The organism is Pseudoalteromonas sp. ND6B (assembly GCF_000764215.1).
Taxonomy (GTDB): Bacteria; Pseudomonadota; Gammaproteobacteria; order Enterobacterales; family Alteromonadaceae; genus Pseudoalteromonas; species Pseudoalteromonas tetraodonis.
Map to the genome: position 1 here is coordinate 1 of NZ_JQFL01000090.1, position 16943 is coordinate 16943.

At 39.9% G+C, this 16943-nt stretch carries 14 protein-coding genes and 1 other annotated feature; of the genes, 3 read left to right on the forward strand and 11 right to left on the reverse strand.

Annotated features, from left to right (window positions below; all coding sequences use genetic code 11):
* Positions 1-39 precede the first annotated feature (39 nt).
* From ND6B_RS00075 to ND6B_RS00060, 3 genes are all read right to left on the reverse strand, one after another.
* Positions 40-1259, reverse strand: a protein-coding gene (locus ND6B_RS00075) for an IS3 family transposase (RefSeq protein ID WP_089368775.1) whose coding sequence is annotated in 2 segments (ribosomal slippage) — positions 40-980 and positions 980-1259 — 1221 coding nt in all. Because the reading frame shifts where the segments join, the coding sequence is not laid out codon by codon here.
* Positions 865-981, reverse strand: a sequence feature (AL1L pseudoknot). Its footprint overlaps the gene before it by 117 nt.
* A 217-nt stretch (positions 1260-1476) precedes the next feature.
* Positions 1477-2808, reverse strand: coding sequence for an MFS transporter (locus ND6B_RS00065; RefSeq protein WP_016900508.1), 1332 nt, complete (start codon positions 2806-2808; stop codon positions 1477-1479).
* Positions 2809-2921: 113 nt separating this feature from the next.
* The gene (locus ND6B_RS00060; protein WP_033104430.1) at positions 2922-3698 is read right to left on the reverse strand and encodes a hypothetical protein; all 777 of its coding nucleotides are present in this window, start codon (positions 3696-3698) and stop codon (positions 2922-2924) included.
* A 255-nt stretch (positions 3699-3953) separates the two neighbouring features.
* Between ND6B_RS00060 and ND6B_RS00055 the strand changes: the two genes are divergently transcribed.
* Positions 3954-4664 carry a VC0807 family protein gene (locus ND6B_RS00055; protein ID WP_033104431.1) on the forward strand — a complete coding sequence of 237 codons (711 nt, stop codon included), beginning with the start codon at positions 3954-3956 and terminating at the stop codon, positions 4662-4664.
* Between the two features lie 71 nt (positions 4665-4735).
* On the opposite strand, the gene ND6B_RS00050 is transcribed toward ND6B_RS00055, so the two are convergent.
* From ND6B_RS00050 to dps, 3 genes are all read right to left on the reverse strand, one after another.
* Complete coding sequence (locus ND6B_RS00050; protein WP_028835688.1) at positions 4736-5179, reverse strand: c-type cytochrome; 444 nt, start codon at positions 5177-5179, stop codon at positions 4736-4738.
* Between the two features lie 580 nt (positions 5180-5759).
* Entirely contained in the window at positions 5760-7502 is a 1743-nt protein-coding gene (locus tag ND6B_RS00045; RefSeq protein WP_024601437.1) for a SulP family inorganic anion transporter, read from the reverse strand.
* A gap of 185 nt (positions 7503-7687) precedes the next feature.
* Complete coding sequence (gene dps, locus ND6B_RS00040) at positions 7688-8212, reverse strand: DNA starvation/stationary phase protection protein Dps (RefSeq protein ID WP_013465787.1); 525 nt, start codon at positions 8210-8212, stop codon at positions 7688-7690.
* Positions 8213-8560: 348 nt separating this feature from the next.
* Between dps and corA the strand changes: the two genes are divergently transcribed.
* A complete protein-coding gene (corA, locus tag ND6B_RS00035; protein ID WP_033104432.1) occupies positions 8561-9517 on the forward strand; it encodes a magnesium/cobalt transporter CorA in 957 nt (318 codons plus the stop codon).
* Positions 9518-9550: 33 nt separating this feature from the next.
* On the opposite strand, the gene ND6B_RS00030 is transcribed toward corA, so the two are convergent.
* The 3 genes from ND6B_RS00030 to ND6B_RS00020 form a co-directional block, all read right to left on the reverse strand.
* Entirely contained in the window at positions 9551-9913 is a 363-nt protein-coding gene (locus ND6B_RS00030; protein WP_016900500.1) for a DUF2237 family protein, read from the reverse strand.
* A 167-nt stretch (positions 9914-10080) separates the two neighbouring features.
* Positions 10081-10500: a CBS domain-containing protein gene (locus tag ND6B_RS00025; RefSeq protein ID WP_033104433.1), complete on the reverse strand. Its 420-nt coding sequence runs from the start codon at positions 10498-10500 to the stop codon at positions 10081-10083.
* Between the two features lie 172 nt (positions 10501-10672).
* Positions 10673-11452 (reverse strand): DUF2189 domain-containing protein, encoded by a 780-nt coding sequence (locus ND6B_RS00020; protein ID WP_033104434.1) that lies wholly within the window; start codon positions 11450-11452, stop codon positions 10673-10675.
* Between the two features lie 226 nt (positions 11453-11678).
* Between ND6B_RS00020 and ND6B_RS00015 the strand changes: the two genes are divergently transcribed.
* On the forward strand, positions 11679-13559 hold the full coding sequence (locus ND6B_RS00015) for an MFS transporter (protein WP_033104435.1): 1881 nt from the start codon (positions 11679-11681) through the stop codon (positions 13557-13559).
* 58 nt (positions 13560-13617) lie between these two features.
* Here ND6B_RS00015 and katG read toward each other — a convergent pair whose 3' ends face one another.
* Positions 13618-15885, reverse strand: coding sequence for a catalase/peroxidase HPI (gene katG, locus ND6B_RS00010; RefSeq protein WP_033104436.1), 2268 nt, complete (start codon positions 15883-15885; stop codon positions 13618-13620).
* 323 nt (positions 15886-16208) lie between these two features.
* Positions 16209-16943, reverse strand: a 735-nt coding sequence (locus ND6B_RS00005; protein WP_033103751.1) for an IS110 family transposase, incomplete at its 5' end; no start/stop codon positions are given.

A 16943-nucleotide genomic window follows, 5' to 3' on the forward strand; every position in this document is an offset into this window, starting at 1 on the left:
TGAATCGCCCCGAGTTCATCGGAGACCAGTTTGTTTAAGTCAGGCCACTTTACCTGACTCGTTTAAATTATCATAGTAGTCTGTTTCATATTGAGCTGGTGAAATATACCCAATTGAAGATAATAAGCGTTGATTATTAAACCAATTGACCCACTCTAACGTTGCGTATTCAACAGCATCAACATTCTTCCACGGGCCATTTCTGCGAATAATCTCTGTTTTAAATAATCCATTTATTGTTTCAGCCAATGCATTGTCATAAGAGTCACCCACACTGCCTACAGACGCTTGAATTCCAGCTTCAGCAAGTCGCTCAGTGTATCGTATAGACAAATATTGGCTGCCTCTGTCGCTGTGGTGAATTAACCCTTCGGGGTTGCCACGATGCCAAATAGCTTGCTCTAACGCATCAAGAATAAGCTCTGTGTGCATTGTCGTTGATACACGCCAACCTACAATGTATCGTGAAAAAACATCTATCACGAAAGCGACATAAACAAACCCACTCCATGTGGCAACATAGGTGATGTCAGCTACCCAAAGTTGATTTGGCTGCTCAGCAGTAAATTGACGATTAACTAAATCAAGTGGCTTATCTTGTTGCTCGTCAGGTATCGTTGTCTTATGTGCTTTACCCCGACGAACACCTTGAATTCCCATAACTCGCATCAATCGTTCGACTGTACAGCGGGCGACTTGATGGTCGTCAAGCTGTAGCTGCTTCCATATTTTTCTTGCACCATAAACTGACATATTATCCTCCCACACTTCGCGAATGAGTATTATCAGCTCAGCATCACGCTTTTTGCGGTTAGACAGTCGCTCAGGCTCTCTTTGTATCTGTTTATGAGAATAATACGTTGATGGTGCAATCGGCAATTCCTTGCAAATTGACTCGACACCGTAATGCTCTCTGCAAGCATCAATAAAATCCACTATTACTTCTGTTTGCGGTCGAGCTCCGCTTGGGCGAAAAAAGCGGCAGCTTGCCTCAGGATATCATTCGTTCGCTTGAGCTCTTTATTCTCGCGCTCTAAGACGGCAAGGCGTTCTTCAGTTGATTGCGTATTAGAAGAGGGTTTAGACGGTTGAGCTTGAGATTTCTTGACCCATGCTCTAAGTGTTTCTGGGGTACATCCCAGTTTATCTGAAATCGATACTAGCGCAGCCCAAAGAGAAGGGTATTCATGCTGTTGTGTGGTAACAAGCCTAATTGCACGTTCACGAAATTCTGATGTATAGCGATTTGATTTTTTCATAGTTCCAGTTTCTCAAGTTATTGAGTCTCTGGCAAACACGGGGCGATTCATAAAAAGGCATGTGAGTTAATTGATATTGCAGATCCAAATGGCAAGTGGACTTTTCGAGATATTGAAACAGGGTTTGCTTAAAATCTAAAACAATTAAGGGAGTATAATGACTCCCTTAATTGATGTTTGCTTAGCGTGTTTTTAAAACACTTAAAAGCAGTAAAAATTAATTTTTCACGTCATCTTCGTGAAGATCTTTAAACAGCTCCCCTTGGGGATGTTCAAAAAACTCATCATCTATTTCTTCGTCATCCACAACCAACATTTGATCTTGTGCGGTGGTTTCTTCAATACGCGGATCCATAGTTGCTGCCAGTGGCGAGTTTGTAACATCGGATGTACCCACCACATAATCACTGGGTTCAGGCTGCTCTACTTTTTGTTTAGAATTAATAAACGTGAGTAATAAATACATGGTTACGGTTAATAGCGAAATAGACGCATACAATGCTTGGTGACCAAAGTAGCTCATGATCTGTGCGTTAACTGTTGAGCCTATTGCTGCACCGGCGCCAAAAGCAACCAATAACGCTGATGACACGCCCACGCGTTCTTCGTCTTCAACTCGCGAATTGGCCAATGCCGAACAAAGCGGATATAAAGTAAAGGCAAACAAACCAAATATAAAGGTCAGTATGTAAGCAATTAACTGTGAGCTTGGTAATAAAAACAATGCCAAACTCACAATGCCTATAGCTATGGCATTAGTACGAATTAATAAACTGCGGCGAATACGGTCAGAAAGCATGCCCATTGGCCACTGGGCTAGCAGGCCGGCTAAAATAGTTAGCGACATGAAAATAGCAATTTCAGCGGCGTTAAAGCCTGATAACTTGGCAAAAATAGGTGCTAGACCATAAAAGCTACCATTAATAATGCCTGCAAAGTGCACCGCAGTAAGCGATTGTGGCACTTTTTTAGCGTAATCAAATAGGCTCATTTTTATCGGTTTTAAGGGTTTTGGGTGAATTCTACGAGTGATAGAAATAGGAATAATACCGATTGCTAACGCCATGCAGACTAAAAATAGCGGCGCATAACCTAGCTCAGGAAATTGTGCGAGCGCTAATTGCCCTAAAATCATCCCCAAGTATGAAGTGATCATATAAAACGAGAATACGCGACCGCGTGATTCGGGGGCTGACTGTTCATTCAGCCAGCTTTCTAGCACCATGTAATTACACATCATACCTAAGCCAACAAAAAGCCTAAGGCCTAACCATATATAAAGATTATCGCTCACCCCGTGAGCAGCCACACAGGCAGTAACCGCCGCAGTACTGGCGGCAAAGGTTCTGATGTGACCTACCGATTTAATAAGATGATAGCCAAGTTTTGAACCCAGTAATAAGCCAAGGTAATAACACGAGGTCATTAAGCCTATCCAAAACGTAGACGTGCCTTGTTTACCTAAATAAAGCGCTAAATAGGTAGTAAGTAAACCGGTACCAATAATTAAAAATAAATTGGCAAAGTACAGTGACGGAAATGATTTCATTAAAATGCAAATTATGAGCTAAGACAACTAGATACTAGAGCAAGCGAGAAGGTTTTCCAAGCTGTAAAAGGGAGTTTTATATGGCGCAACCCTATGCAGGCTTTAAATAGAGGTTAATGAATAAAATAATCATTTAATAATATTTTCATTTCACCGTTTTGCAGATATTCGGTAATTTTTTTGTTTATTTTTTCAAAGTCTTTTTTATAGCTTGGGTGGCAAATAATATTATCGTTAATGCTCACCGGTGAGTAGTTATTACTATAGGGTAGATGGGGGTGTATATTTAACTCTTTATAAGCAAAGTTTATATCGGGGTAAAACGCTAATATTAAGTCTACTCGCCCGAGTAATAAAAGTTGTAAGCTTTCCAATTCACTATTTACTTCAATTACTATTTTGGCCTTTTCTTTTATTTTATCTAACTCACGACTACTGGGCACCCCTCGAACAATGCTAATAATATCGCTGCTATTAATTTGGCCTACGTTTGAAATAACTCGCTTTGGGTTATTAGAAACCACTTTGATCAGTGCTTTGTTAAAAGGTGTGCTGTGTAAAATGTTTTTAGGTAATGTAATCCCTTCTGAGCCATCAAAGGTGTCCTCACCTGGTGCATAGCAAGCAACAGTTTGTTTTAAAAACTCAAGCTTAGCGCGTTTCATTGGCATGACTTCAATTATATATTGATCACTCAGTTTTGTATCTGCGAGTGCTTTGGTTAATAACGCATGATAAACCCCTTGGTGTTGATTATTAGCAGCGTGTTGAAACAGTCCACTTAATTCGGCAACAGCAATAATTTGTTTGGCAGCGGCCTTTTGATGCACACAAACCATCAATAAAAATAACCAAAAGTACGATGTAGATAAATACTTACTACTGAGCATGACTTTAAACTAATTTATTTTTTGTAGCTTTAATATAGCCTTTGAGGGCTGAAAATACGACTGGTGATTTAATTAACGCCTCAATTTATACCTACATTACTGCAGAGTAAGCGCTACATAATAAAATAATATGACTAAGTGCCATGCTAGAATAGCGGGCTTATTGCGGGTATTATGCAAAGAAGCAATGTTTAGCATTATTTATTCCACATTAGGGGAAATTAATGGCAGCAGTAATATTTTTTGGAACTAAAAATGACCAGTAATAATCAAGCTACAAATAAGCGTAAAAAAAATAATCCGCTTATCGAAATAGTATTTAATATCATCATCCCTTCAGTCATTTTAATGAAGTTTTCTGGCCCTGAATATTTAGGCAGTGTGGCTGGTTTAATTGTCGCGCTTATATTCCCCATTAGCTATGGGATTTATGATTTTATTAAAGCGGGCTCATTAAACTTCATCTCGCTTTTAGGCTTTTTAAGTACTTTGCTTACCGGTGGTATTGCCTTGTTTGAGCTAAACGTTGAGTGGTTAGCTATTAAAGAAGCAGCTATTCCGGCAATCATTGGTTTTACCGTGCTGATGTCGGGTTTTTTTGGTAAACCCCTGCTAGCCAAACTTTTATTAAACTCACTTTTATTTAAGCTAGATACTATTTACGATGCCTTAGATGCACGAGGCAATACACAAATCTTTAAACAAAAAATCACCAATGCTAATTACCTCTTAGCGCTGACCTTTGTGTTTTCATCTACGATGAATTACATCCTTGCTAAATGGATTGTTACCAGCCCTGCAGGCTCCGTTGAATTTAACGAACAGCTTGGTGAAATGACGCTATTGAGTTATCCGGTAATTGCTATTCCGTCTATGCTCATGCTCATTGGTATTTTTGTTTATGTAATTAAAGTACTGACTAAGTTAACCGGTATGAAGTTTGAAGACATGGTTAATGCTGAATAGGGTTATCCATAATCTATAATAAAAAGCCGTTGTTTAATAACGGCTTTTTTTTGATGTTTACTTATAAGTATTTATTTGTAATCAGAGTACTTCGTTCTGTGATAAGGAATAAGTTTATAATTTGGCTGTAAAAAGGTTACTAAATCAGTAAGTTCAGAAACGGTCATGGTGTCGTTAAATACCGTCATTTTAGATGCTCCATCGGGGGTTCTAGCATCAGCTCTGTAAGGCCTCGAAAAGCGGTGCGAAGGGTTAATAACCGATGTAACTAACTCAGCATAAGTGACTATTTTGGTTTTATTTCCGCCTAGTCTGATAGAAATATCGTCATGTTTTTTTATACTGTCATCTTCTACACCTGCAAGCGTATGGCATGCCAAACACTCATACTTAATAAAAACGGCTTTACCTTTTTCAGCATTTCCCTCTGGTAAGCTAAACCCCCTTGGAGAATCAACGCCTTTATCGCAACCTGCAAGTGCAATTAAGCATAAAATTATTAATGTATATTTCATGGTAGCTCCTTTGTCTTTCATTGGGTTTAGTGAGCGGCAATTGATAAACCATAGCCATAAACAACTTATGGCTAATTAGCTAAAACTAAAAGCGACCGCGTTAGCGACTAAACTATGTATTTACTGCGCTGTATGATATTTGCATCTGGCTATTGTTTGTATTTTTAAGGCTTAGTAAGTAGCAAGAAAAGGTAATAAGGCTACGCTTATTATTAAGTGTTGATTTATTAAAATGCTTGAATACTCTATTGTTTTTATAAAGAGTCATTCACAATAAATGACTCATCTAGGGTCTGTTGACCTTTCAAGGTTAAATTTGCAGCAGTCTGTTTGGTATTTAGGCAAGACAGAGCCTATGTGGTGTGGTTATTCCCCATAAATAGGCGATAACGTAGCATCAATGCCAAACAGGCGCTGCCCGAAGGGTTCTGCCTAGGGACGATTTACTCTTTGTTACTCGGTTTTTACTTAGCCCACTAGGTTACAAACCTCGCGCCGCGATTAAACCGCCCCTAGTTTGAACAAATTTTAATCCACAAAGGTCAACAGACCCTAGTGTAGTTGAGGAAAAATAATAACCCTAATTATTACCTGCATTTATCTCTTCGGAGTTTTGCGATTGAAACATCGTAACCTCGTCGACATGCTGACTGACGCTGTTTTTTTGTAAGGCAATGTATAAGTCTGAATGAATATAAATACCGTCTTTACCTGAGGCGATACCAGCGGTTTTAAACCAAGAAAGTAGCTGGCGTTTTCTTCCTGCTAGCTCTAATCGAATACCTCGTTTTTTAAATATCACATCTAGGTCTGCGAGCATGGCCATAACGCTTAAATCAAGATGAGTGAAGCAGGGCACAGCATCAATAATGACACATTGTGTGTCGTCTTTTTGTCTTGCATATTGCTCTAACAAGCGGCGTTTAAAATAACTGGCATTAAAATAGGTTAAAGGAGAATTAAAACGATATATAAAAACCCCTTGTACTGCTTTGGCTTTATCTGTTTCGTCTAAGCTTCTTACTACGCCTTTTATATCCACACCTAAAATGGTGTCTGATGGGCGCATAACAGTTCGAATAAATTGAAATAACCCTAGTAATACAGCAAGGGTAATTCCTGGTATAACACCAATAAACAGCACAGCAAAAAGTGTGGCTGAGGCTAAGTAAAATGCCTGCTTATCTTTAAATTTTAATTGCCAGACTGCCTTTAAATCAAGCAGGTGAACAGAGGCAATTATTAATACAATCCCGAGTGCAGCACTGGGAATAAACTCAAGCGGCGCCGTTAAAAAAAGAGCGATAACGCCAATAATAGCGGCAGCTATAATCGAAACTAATTGGGTTTTTCCGCCAGAGTCGTCGTTCACGGCTGTGCGTGAGTCGGCACCACTAACGGCAAAGCCTTGTGATAATGCTGACGCTAAATTAGCGATGCCCAAGGCTCTAAATTCTTTATCGGCATCGATGTCGTAGCCATTCTTTGCTGCAAAGCTTCGCGCCGTTAGCATCATGCTGACAAAGCTAACTATGGCTAAGTTGAGTGCCGGTACAACAAGTTCTCGAATAATACCCACGTCAAATACTGGGGTGTTAAACACAGGCAAACCACCGGTTACTGTGCCTATGGTTTTTATTTCAAACTGCTCTAAATTAAACAACCAAACGAATACCGCACCTAGTGCAATGGCAAACATAGAGGCTGGCCATGTAGGTTTTAAGCGCTTTAACACAAAGTAAACGCCGAGGGTAAATAAAGCCATTAGCAAGGTGGGAATATGAGTTTGCGATAAATACGTAGGGACGCCACCTAAACGCTCAAGCAAGTAGCGCTCATCAAAGGTAAAGCCAAATACTTTAGAAAACTGACCAACAATAATGGTAATAGCCACACCGTTTAATAACCCCATTAAAATTGGTTTAGATAAAAAGTCGGCTAATACACCTAGCTTAAAGCGGCTGGCAATAAAGCACCAAAAACCGGTCATTGCGGTCATGGTGATCACTAATTGCCAATGTTTAAAGCTATCGCCTGCAGCGAGTGGAGTAACAACTGCTGCAATAACCGCACATGTTGCGGCATCAGGGCCAATAATAAGCTGTTTAGAGGTACCAAAAAGTGCATAAAGCATCATAGGTAATACGCAAGAATACAGGCCAACTGCAGCATTAACGCCTGTAAGTTGCGCATAAGCTATAGCAACAGGTAAAGCAACGGCTGCAACCGATAATGCCGCCCTCACATCATCAGCAAACCATTGGCGTTGATAATTAAATAAGGTGTGTAAACCTGGCATAAAGCTATATAGACGCGACAACACTTCAAATTCCCTGCTAATAATTAGGAGTCGATAGTAAGTTCTCTTTAATAATAAGTATAGTAACTAAACGTGTTAGATGCGCTAAATAGGGGGATTTCTAGTGTATTAATAAGAGGAATATAGTTTAAAAACAAAAAAGCCCAGCAAGTTACTGGGCTTTGTAAGTCAAATGACTGCTTTAAAAATTAGCTATTCAATTGACCAGTAGATGATTCTATGTGGGCGCGAACAAACCACTGATATTGCTCAAGCTCTGCAAGTTGCGCAATGATCATATCTTCAGATACCGGATCAAGCTCAGCAAGTGATTCTATGGCTTTACGGTGATCACCGTTAACGCCGTTATATACTTTGTCTAATGCGGCTAAGTGTTCAGTTACTAAGCCTTTACCTATGGCATAATCTTCCCATGTACGACGCTCAACAATCGATTTTGGTGTGCCAACTGGGACGCCGCCTAAAGTGGCAATACGTTCTGCTATGGTGTCGGTCATTTCACGGACGGTTTCTACTTGTGGGTCTAGCATTTCATGTACGCCAATAAAGTTTGGACCTACTACATTCCAATGAATATGTTTTAAAGTTAGCTGTAAATCAATTAGCGCTACCATGCGATTTTCTAGTACAGATATTGCTTTATTTGCTGATTCGTTTTTTACACCGGGAGCGGTAAATTCAGCGACTTTATTTGCATTATTACTGTTACTCATGATTCCTCCTACTATTTCAAAAATAGTGCTCGCTTTACTCTAGTGAGTATTTAAATTGCGATAACGAACACCTCTTGTATTTATAGAAGCAATCGTCATGCCGATAGTGATATGGTTTTAACTAACTGAAAAATAGCAGTTTAATTTTTATTTATAGAACTTGATAAAGCAGTAAGATTAAGTGCATATGAAAAATATGCACTTTTTTGTAAATTCTGCAAAACAGCAGTACTTTAAAGTGTTAGCGAATAGCGTGCCCTTTATAGTGGTTATAATGAAGGTATTATCATTGTTGATTAATGTCCTGTTACATATACTCAACTTAAAGATTCATTAAAGGAGAAGTGTATGTTGAGGTTTTTTTCCATCGAGCAAGGAGTGATCAAAGAGTTAGCGCCTTTACCTGATACCCCTGTTGAAGTATCCATAAAGAATGCACATTGGATTGATACTATTAATCCAACACCGCAGGAGCAAAATGCGCTTGCAAAAACGCTCAATATAACTTTTCCAGATTCGGTCGATGTAGAAGAGATTGAAACGTCGTCTAGGTGCTTTATCGATAATGAAGGTTTACATGTGCATGCATTGTTTATGTCACCTAATGAAGGGCGATTTAATACTGTAACGGTAGCTTGTTTGTTGCAAAACAATTGCTTACTTACTATTCGTGATGAGGAATTGGCTGATTTTAGACTGCTGCGCTTAAGAGCGCGCAAAGGTCAGGTGGCATGCGATACAGCAAAACAATTATTAATCACTTTATTTGATCAAAAAGTTGAAAACCACGCGGATATGCTCGAAGACATGCATCATCAATTAGAGAGGCTCAGTGCTTATGTACTTGAAGAAGATAACTCAGACTTAGAAGAGGCGGTTGGTCGTATAGCTCGCTTAGAAGATGCTAATGGTAAGGTGCGTTTATGTTTAATGGATACGCGACGCAATATTTCGTTTTTAATACGCCGTATAGGCGCGCAAAATGACGAGCGCGAATCTCTTAGAGAAATTGTACTCGATATAGAAACTTTAATGTCGCACTGTACCTTTTTATTCGACAAGGTGAACTTTTTGATGGATTCAACACAAGGCTTTATTAATATTGAACAAAATCAAATTATTAAAACCTTTTCTATTGCCTCAGTAGTTTTCTTACCGCCTACAGTAGTGGCTAGTGTGTATGGTATGAATTTTAATATAATGCCTGAGCTACAATGGGAATGGGGTTATCCATTTGCAATTGGCATTATGTTACTGTCGGGCTTTGCCCCTTATTTATTTTTTAAACAAAAAGGGTGGTTATAATACTTTAATATTGCAAGCTGAGCGCTCAAATCATTACCCGGTATATTGATGTGCTTTTAATACTTCAAGGGGAATAATATCTAGCGCTTTTTGGTTTGTTGCTTCAAGAACAACAGGAGGAGCAACATTTGCAGCAATGGCATGATACCAACGAATCGCACATAAGCACCACTTATCGCCAGCTTTTAAGCCCGCAAAATCATATAAAGGATTAGGGCTAATTAAATCGTTACCTTGCGCCTTAGAAAATTGCAAAAATTCGTCGGTCATAATGGCGCACACACTGTGATTACCAAAGTCTGAATCTGGCACATAGCAAAACCCTTCGCGAGTATAGCCGCCATTGCCACAACATAGTTGTAGGCGAGTTCCTAATACATTTAATTGATTAGCCATATAACAAATTACCTTTTAGTAATAACTGCTGAAAGTAGAGCTGTTTACCATAACAGGCTGTTAGTGGCTTAGCTATATACGAAGAGGCTTCTGGGTAGGCATTTGTTTATAAAAATAGCTGCGCTTTGGGTAAATTCAAAACGCAGGTTTTTTATTGTGCTATTAAGTTAAGATAATAGCGCCGCAGCTAAGCGCACAAAATCAGAAGAGGTTAAAATACCCACCAATTGACCTTGCTCGCTAACCACAGGCATACAGCCATGGCGATTATCTACAAAAAATTTAACGACATCTGATAGCGGCTGCTCTGGCGTTACACTGATAAAATCACTCACCATAATATCTTCTACTTTTGTGAGTTTTTCTTTGCGTTGTAATGCATTAGCACCAAACGTTGCCATGATCCCCATTACTTTGGCGACCATAATTTTTTGCGTAAGCATGCCAACAAATGCGCCATCTTCGTCGATGACGGGAATGTGACGAACATTTTTTTCTTTCATTAAATTATGTGCGTCGTGCAAAGTACTTTTTATATTCACTGAGAATGGGTTAGGTGTCATTAAGTCTGCAACGTTTTGACTCATGTTTATTCCTTTATATTATCTGTGGTGTATCAGCTTATATTAGCGCTATTTTTAAGCTTTGCACCTTATTCAGATCAAGGTTTTTACGGATTTTATAAACTGAGAGAGAAGAGGCAACACTTAATTAAATGCCAAAAAGCATTTAATTAAGTGATAAAACTACAGGTAAATATTATTCATAACCACGTGGTGTTTTTGTTTTAATAACAGCAATGTATCCATGCCAACTAGCGTAACTAAGTAGTGGCATAATAATAATAAATCCGGCGGCACCTGCAGCAAAGCCCAACGCTACCAGTACAAATATACAAATTGACCATACTACCATGGCTGCAAAGTTTTCTTTAACTGCGTGGATTGAAGAAACGACAGCAGTCATAATATCAACACGTCTTTCCATCATAATTTGCGGCGTAAATGCAGAAATTGAAAACACACTAACCAGTAAAATACCGCCAATAATACTGCCTATGGTTAAAAACGCCGAAAGCTCTTCAAATGTTGGGTTTGCATGGCTTGGGTACAATGCATGAACAATTGCGGCTAAGCGCATCCAAATAATCATAATTACCATAAGTAACACGGCAAAACCCCACTCACCTACAGGGTTACGAAACATCGATTTGAATGAATGGCTTAAAGTAGGTTTATGGCCTTTTTCAAGCTCCCAAGCCACATCGTACAAACCAACCGCAAACACAGGACCTATTAAGGCAAATGCAACCGTGGCTGGCAGTATGGCAAGGTGGCTGTCGGTAAGTACAACAGAGTAAACAATCGCTACGGGAATAAGTGTGAAGATTAAACCGTAAATTAAGCTCAGCATGGGCGCGCGCGCCATATCCTTAAACGCTAACGAAAGCCAATGAAAAGCGGCAAATGTATTTACTTTGTTGCACTCTAAACAACGTGCGAATTTGGTGTCTTTGTCTATTGTGTTTGTAGTTGGCATGAAGATTCTCCTTTTTTAGTCACCTTTTAGTTTTAGAACATAGATGTTTTATTTACAACTCATAAACAACTTATACGCAAGATTTAGTTGCATTGTTCATTTGTTAATCGTTTTTATTGCGTGTTAGCGATTAGGTATATTTTTGAGCACGTACTTAAAAAAGTGGGTTCGTATTTCTTTTACACAGTGGTAATCTAAACGCTGTAGCTAATTTTAAGAGACCGTAATGAAGGAAAATAAACAACAATATCAAGGAGCTTTACTGAGCAGTAAACGGTTTTTACCTCTGTTTGTGACACAGTTTTTCTCCGCTTTAAATGACAATGTTTACAAGCAATCAATCCTCCTTATTTTAATTTTTCAGGCTGCTACGGTGGCCGATGGTGCTTTTTATTCTAACGTGGCTGCGGGATTATTTATTTTGCCATTCTTTTTATTTTCAGGCATGGCTGGTCAAATTGCAGAAAAGTTGGAAAAATCAAAGTTGATCAGCATCGTAAAGTTTTGCGAAATTCCAATAATGCTGGTGGGCGTGGTATCTATTTTAACCGAGCAGGTTTGGTTAATGTTAGGTACTGTGTTTTTAATGGGTTTACAAAGCACTTTTTTTGGGCCACTTAAATACTCTATTTTACCGCAGCATGTGGCTCCTCATGAATTAACCAAAGCTAATGGGTTAGTTGAATCTGGCACCTTTGTGGCTATTTTATTGGGCACCGTATTTGGCACTTATTATATAACCCAAGCTGCAGGCCCTGTTTATATCAGTATCGCGATAGTGAGCTTGGCGGTTATTGGTTATTTGAGTAGTCGTTTTATACCAAAAAGTGCTGCGAATGATGCTAATTTAAAGGTATCGCTTAATCCTATTTCCTCGACCAAAAGTGTATTTAATGTGCTTAACGCACAAACCGAGTCAGTGGGTAAATCAGTATTGGGGATCAGCTGGTTTTGGCTGATTGGTGCAGTGATATTAACCGCGCTCCCTAACTATGTAAAACATGTAATGGGAGGCGATGAGCTGGTGGTTACCTCAGCTTTAGTGGTGTTTTCGTTGAGTATTGCATTGGGGTCTTTACTTTGTGAGAAGCTATCGCGCTCACGTATTGAGTTAGGCATTGTGCCTTTTGGGGCGCTTTTAATTAGCTTGTTTTTATATTTATTAAGCCAAGAACCAAGCATTGAGTTTTATCGCCAAACTAATGAATCGCTGCTTACCCTTGAACAAGTGATTAATACCGGCGATATGCTCTGGCACTTTATTTGGATGGCTGGTATTGGTATAGCGGCGGGTTTTTATACGGTGCCACTGTATGCACTTATTCAGCAGCGTACTCACCCAGATAGCCGTTCACGAGTGATTGCTGCCAATAATGTACTAAACGCCTTATTTATGGTGGGCAGCGCTGTTTTAAGTATTGTTACCCTAACGCTTTTACACTGGGAGATTTCACAATTACTGTTGTTATTAGCAGGTCTTAATTTACTGATATCGCTGTACATATATAGCAAAGTGCCTGAGTTTTTCTTACGTTTTATTATCTACATTTTAGCGATTTGTATGTACCGAGTACGCACTAAGGGAACGCTTAATATGCCCGATAATGGGGCTGCCGTGGTGGTGAGTAACCATGTTAGCTTTGTTGATTGGATGTTTATTTTAGCCGCGTCACCTAGGCCAATTCGGTTTGTCGTGTTTGCCCCTATTTATTATTCACCAGCACTTAATTGGTTGTTTAAAATGGCCAAAGCCATTCCAATTGATAGCGAAAAAGCAAATCCTAAGGCGTTTAATAAAGCCTTTGACGATATCGCTCAGGCACTAGAGCGTGGAGAGCTGGTGGGAATTTTTCCTGAAGGCAAGCTCAGTGGAGATGGCGAAGTTGATGTATTTCGCCGTGGCATTGAAAAAATAATTCAGCGCACACCGGTGCCTGTTATTCCTGTTCATTTAGATGGACTATGGGGCAGTATTTTTAGTCGAAAAACAAAGTGGCGATTGCCTAGACCAAAGTGGTCGTTGGTCAGTGTCACCATTGGTGAAATGGTGGCTGCACAGAAGGTTAATGCCGATGATTTGCGCGAGCGAGTGGTTGCTTTAAAGTAGCTTAATAAAAAAGCGCTGCAATTAATTGCAGCGCTATGGTTGTATTACTTAATGGTTATTAACGGTCTAAGTTCATTACTTTAGTCCATGCCGCAACAAAGTCTTCTACAAACTTTTGCTTTGATGTATCAAAGGCATATACTTCGGCAACTGCACGCAATTCTGAATTTGAACCAAAAATCAGATCAACTGAAGTGGCTGTGTACTTTTGCTCACCTGATTGACGATCAAAGCCTTGATAAATACCCGCATCTGATGACTTTTTCCAAACCGTCGACATATCTAATAAATTAACAAAGAAGTCGTTATTTAGAGTGCCTGGCTTGTCAGTAAATACGCCGTAGTCAGTGCCTTTGTAGTTTGCATCAAGCGAACGTAAGCCGCCTACTAACACGGTCATTTCTGGCACGGTTAGGTCAAGCTGATCGGCTTTATCTATTAGCATTTCAGTTGGCGACTTATAGCTTTTTTCTGCATCAAAGTAGTTTCTAAAGCCATCGGCAGGCAGCTCTAATAAACTAAATGCATTAACGTCAGTTTGCGCTTGCGTAGCATCGCCACGGCCAGCATTAAACGGTACATCTACTGTGTAACCTGCATCTTTCGCTGCTTTTTCAATCGCTGCATTACCACCTAACACAATCAGGTCGGCTAGTGACACTTGGCTTTTGCTAAAGAAACTATCATTAAAGTCGGCTTGAATCGCTTTTAATACGTTAAGTACTTTTGCGGTTTCGGCCGGATTATTTACCGCCCAATCCTTTTGTGGAGCAAGCGCAATGCGTGCACCGTTGGCACCGCCTCGCATATCAGAGTCACGGTAACTTGCAGCCGAAGCCCAGGCTACACGTACTAACTCAGGTACACTTAAGTTTGAGTCTAAAATAGCGGCTTTAAGCTTTTTCACAGCACCAGCATCAATGTTTGATTTAGTCTCTGCTGAAATTGGGTCTTGCCAAATTAAGTCTTCATTAGGAACTTCTTTCCCTAAAAAGTTACGTGGTGGTCCCATATCTCGGTGAGTCAATTTGTACCATGCTTTAGCAAAGGCCAGTTGATACTCTTTAGGGTCATTTAAAAAGCGCTCAGCAATTTTGCGATACTCTGGGTCAAATTTTAATGCTAAGTCGGCCGTAGTCATTACCGGTGCGTTAAACTTACCCTTGATATGAGCGTCAGGTACAGCGTTGTGTAACGATTCATCCGTTGGGATCCACTGAATGGCACCTGCAGGGCTGCGAGTTTGTTTCCACTCAAAGTTAAGCAGGTTGCTTAAGTAAAGTGATGACCAGCGGGTAGGTGCTTGTGTCCATGCGCCTTCTAAACCACTAGATACGGTATCTTCAGAGTGACCTTTACCACATTTGTTTTTCCAGCCTAAACCTTGCTCTTCAATACCTGCTGCAGCAGGCTCTGCACCTACACAGTCTTTAGGTTTGTGCGCACCATGCATTTTACCAAAGGTGTGACCACCGGCGATAAGTGCCAGTGTTTCTTCATCGTTCATCGCCATGCGAGAAAATGCAACACGAATATTTTTAGCTGAACCGATTGGATCAGGAACCCCTTTAGGGCCTTCAGGATTTACGTAAATTAAACCCATGTGCGTTGCACCTAATGGGCGTTCTAATTTGCCGCTAGCATCTTCACGGTCGCTGGCAAGCATTTCTACTTCTGGACCCCAGTAAACCATGTCTGGTTCCCAGTCGTCAGTTCGCCCGCCGGCAAAACCATAGGTTTCAAATCCCATGTTTTCTAGAGCAACGTTACCTGCTAATACGATTAAGTCTGACCATGAAAGTGCTTCTCCGTATTTTTGTTTAATTGGCCAAAGTAAACGGCGCGCTTTATCCAAGCTTACGTTATCTGGCCAGCTGTTAAGCGGTTCAAAACGTTGTTGACCACCGCCTGCGCCACCACGGCCATCAAGCGTACGGTAGGTGCCTGCGCTGTGCCATGTCATACGAATAAAAAATGGGCCATAGTTACCAAAATCCGCTGGCCACCAGTCTTGAGATTGCGTAAGTAGGGCGTCAATATCACTTTTTACTGTGTCTAAATCTAGGCTGTTAAATGCCTCTGCATAATTAAAGTCTGCACCATAAGGGTTTGAACGTAGATCATGATCACGAAGAGGAGATAGATTTAGTTGATCTGGCCACCAAAATTGGTTTGTTCTGGTTGCGCCCATTTTAGCCTCACCCATGCCAACAGCACCTTGTGGCTTAGACATTTGTGGTTTTTCTTGGCTAAAAGCAGAGCCAGACATAAGTGCCATACTTATAAATCCAACAAGTGCTTTTTTAGTAAATGATCGGTTTTTCATTGTCAGCTTCCTTAAAGTTAACGAATTTCGTTATATACAAAGCGTATTAGTATTATTAAAAATAGAATCTAATAATTTAAAAATTAGTGAGCTTTTACTCCATTCAAGTTGTTGTTTACCAAGCTTGAATGACTAAGCAGTGCGAATAGTATAGTAGAGGGGCTAAAAACCGTGTGCGAAATAAACCGATTGATACAATCTATAAAAATGATTTATTAAAGTTAAATGATTAAATAAACAAATCACTAAAGAGCATTGAAAGTGGCAGACGTAAAAAAGCCCAGCGTAGATACCATCTCTCTTTATAGGCTTCAAGATCGTATTTAACTTTCTTGGAGCTTAAACGCTTCTTGATTTTTTATTACACCAAAACATATATGAATGAGTTTACGCATATTGGCGCCAATGATTTGCATCGACGTTTTGCCATTATTCAGCAAGGCTATTTTTTGCTGTTGTATCTTATAATTCCACTGCCCAGCGACTACTGCTGCCATATAAAGTTTACTTCTTATTTTTGAGGGCCCTAGCTTGCTCATAGTTGTACGGCCCTTCATTTTCCCAGACTCATGCAGCCGCGGTATTAAGCCACAGTAGGCAGCAGCTTGCTTAGCTCTGCTGAAATTTTTAGCGGCGAATATATACGTCAGCTCTCGAGACATAACAGGCCCAATACCGGGGATTGTTTCTAGTAACGTTCTATTCTTCTTTAAGTCAGGAAAGCTATTTATGTGACTATCAATATCTGACTTAAGTTTTTTTATCTCATCATCTAGAAAGTTAATCGTTTCTTTTAATGATTGAGTGACTCGCTCAGATGTCGCATTAAACTCACTTGCTTCTAATCGATTCTGCTCTCGTTGTTTATTGGACTCCAATGCATCAAGTCGACGCAGTAAGGCTTTAAGCTCTCTAATTTCCTTTGCTTCAGGTTGCCAGAAGTTAACGGTTGATTGCTTAGCATAACCGTAGCTTGCAAGCATTATCGCATCTGACCTATCTGTTTTATGAACAACATTTAGAGCCTCAGCATATTTTTTTGCTTTGCTAGGGTTAGC

Coding starts and splice junctions, on each gene's coding strand:
- corA (WP_033104432.1), top strand. CDS start 8,561: ATGTTGAGGTTTTTTTCCATCGAGCAAGGAGTGATCAAAGAGTTAGCG.
- ND6B_RS00015 (WP_033104435.1), top strand. CDS start 11,679: ATGAAGGAAAATAAACAACAATATCAAGGAGCTTTACTGAGCAGTAAA.
- ND6B_RS00050 (WP_028835688.1), bottom strand. CDS start 5,179: ATGAAATATACATTAATAATTTTATGCTTAATTGCACTTGCAGGTTGC.
- ND6B_RS00060 (WP_033104430.1), bottom strand. CDS start 3,698: ATGCTCAGTAGTAAGTATTTATCTACATCGTACTTTTGGTTATTTTTA.
- katG (WP_033104436.1), bottom strand. CDS start 15,885: ATGAAAAACCGATCATTTACTAAAAAAGCACTTGTTGGATTTATAAGT.
- ND6B_RS00055 (WP_033104431.1), top strand. CDS start 3,954: ATGACCAGTAATAATCAAGCTACAAATAAGCGTAAAAAAAATAATCCG.
- ND6B_RS00030 (WP_016900500.1), bottom strand. CDS start 9,913: ATGGCTAATCAATTAAATGTATTAGGAACTCGCCTACAACTATGTTGT.
- ND6B_RS00020 (WP_033104434.1), bottom strand. CDS start 11,452: ATGCCAACTACAAACACAATAGACAAAGACACCAAATTCGCACGTTGT.
- ND6B_RS00025 (WP_033104433.1), bottom strand. CDS start 10,500: ATGAGTCAAAACGTTGCAGACTTAATGACACCTAACCCATTCTCAGTG.
- ND6B_RS00065 (WP_016900508.1), bottom strand. CDS start 2,808: ATGAAATCATTTCCGTCACTGTACTTTGCCAATTTATTTTTAATTATT.
- dps (WP_013465787.1), bottom strand. CDS start 8,212: ATGAGTAACAGTAATAATGCAAATAAAGTCGCTGAATTTACCGCTCCC.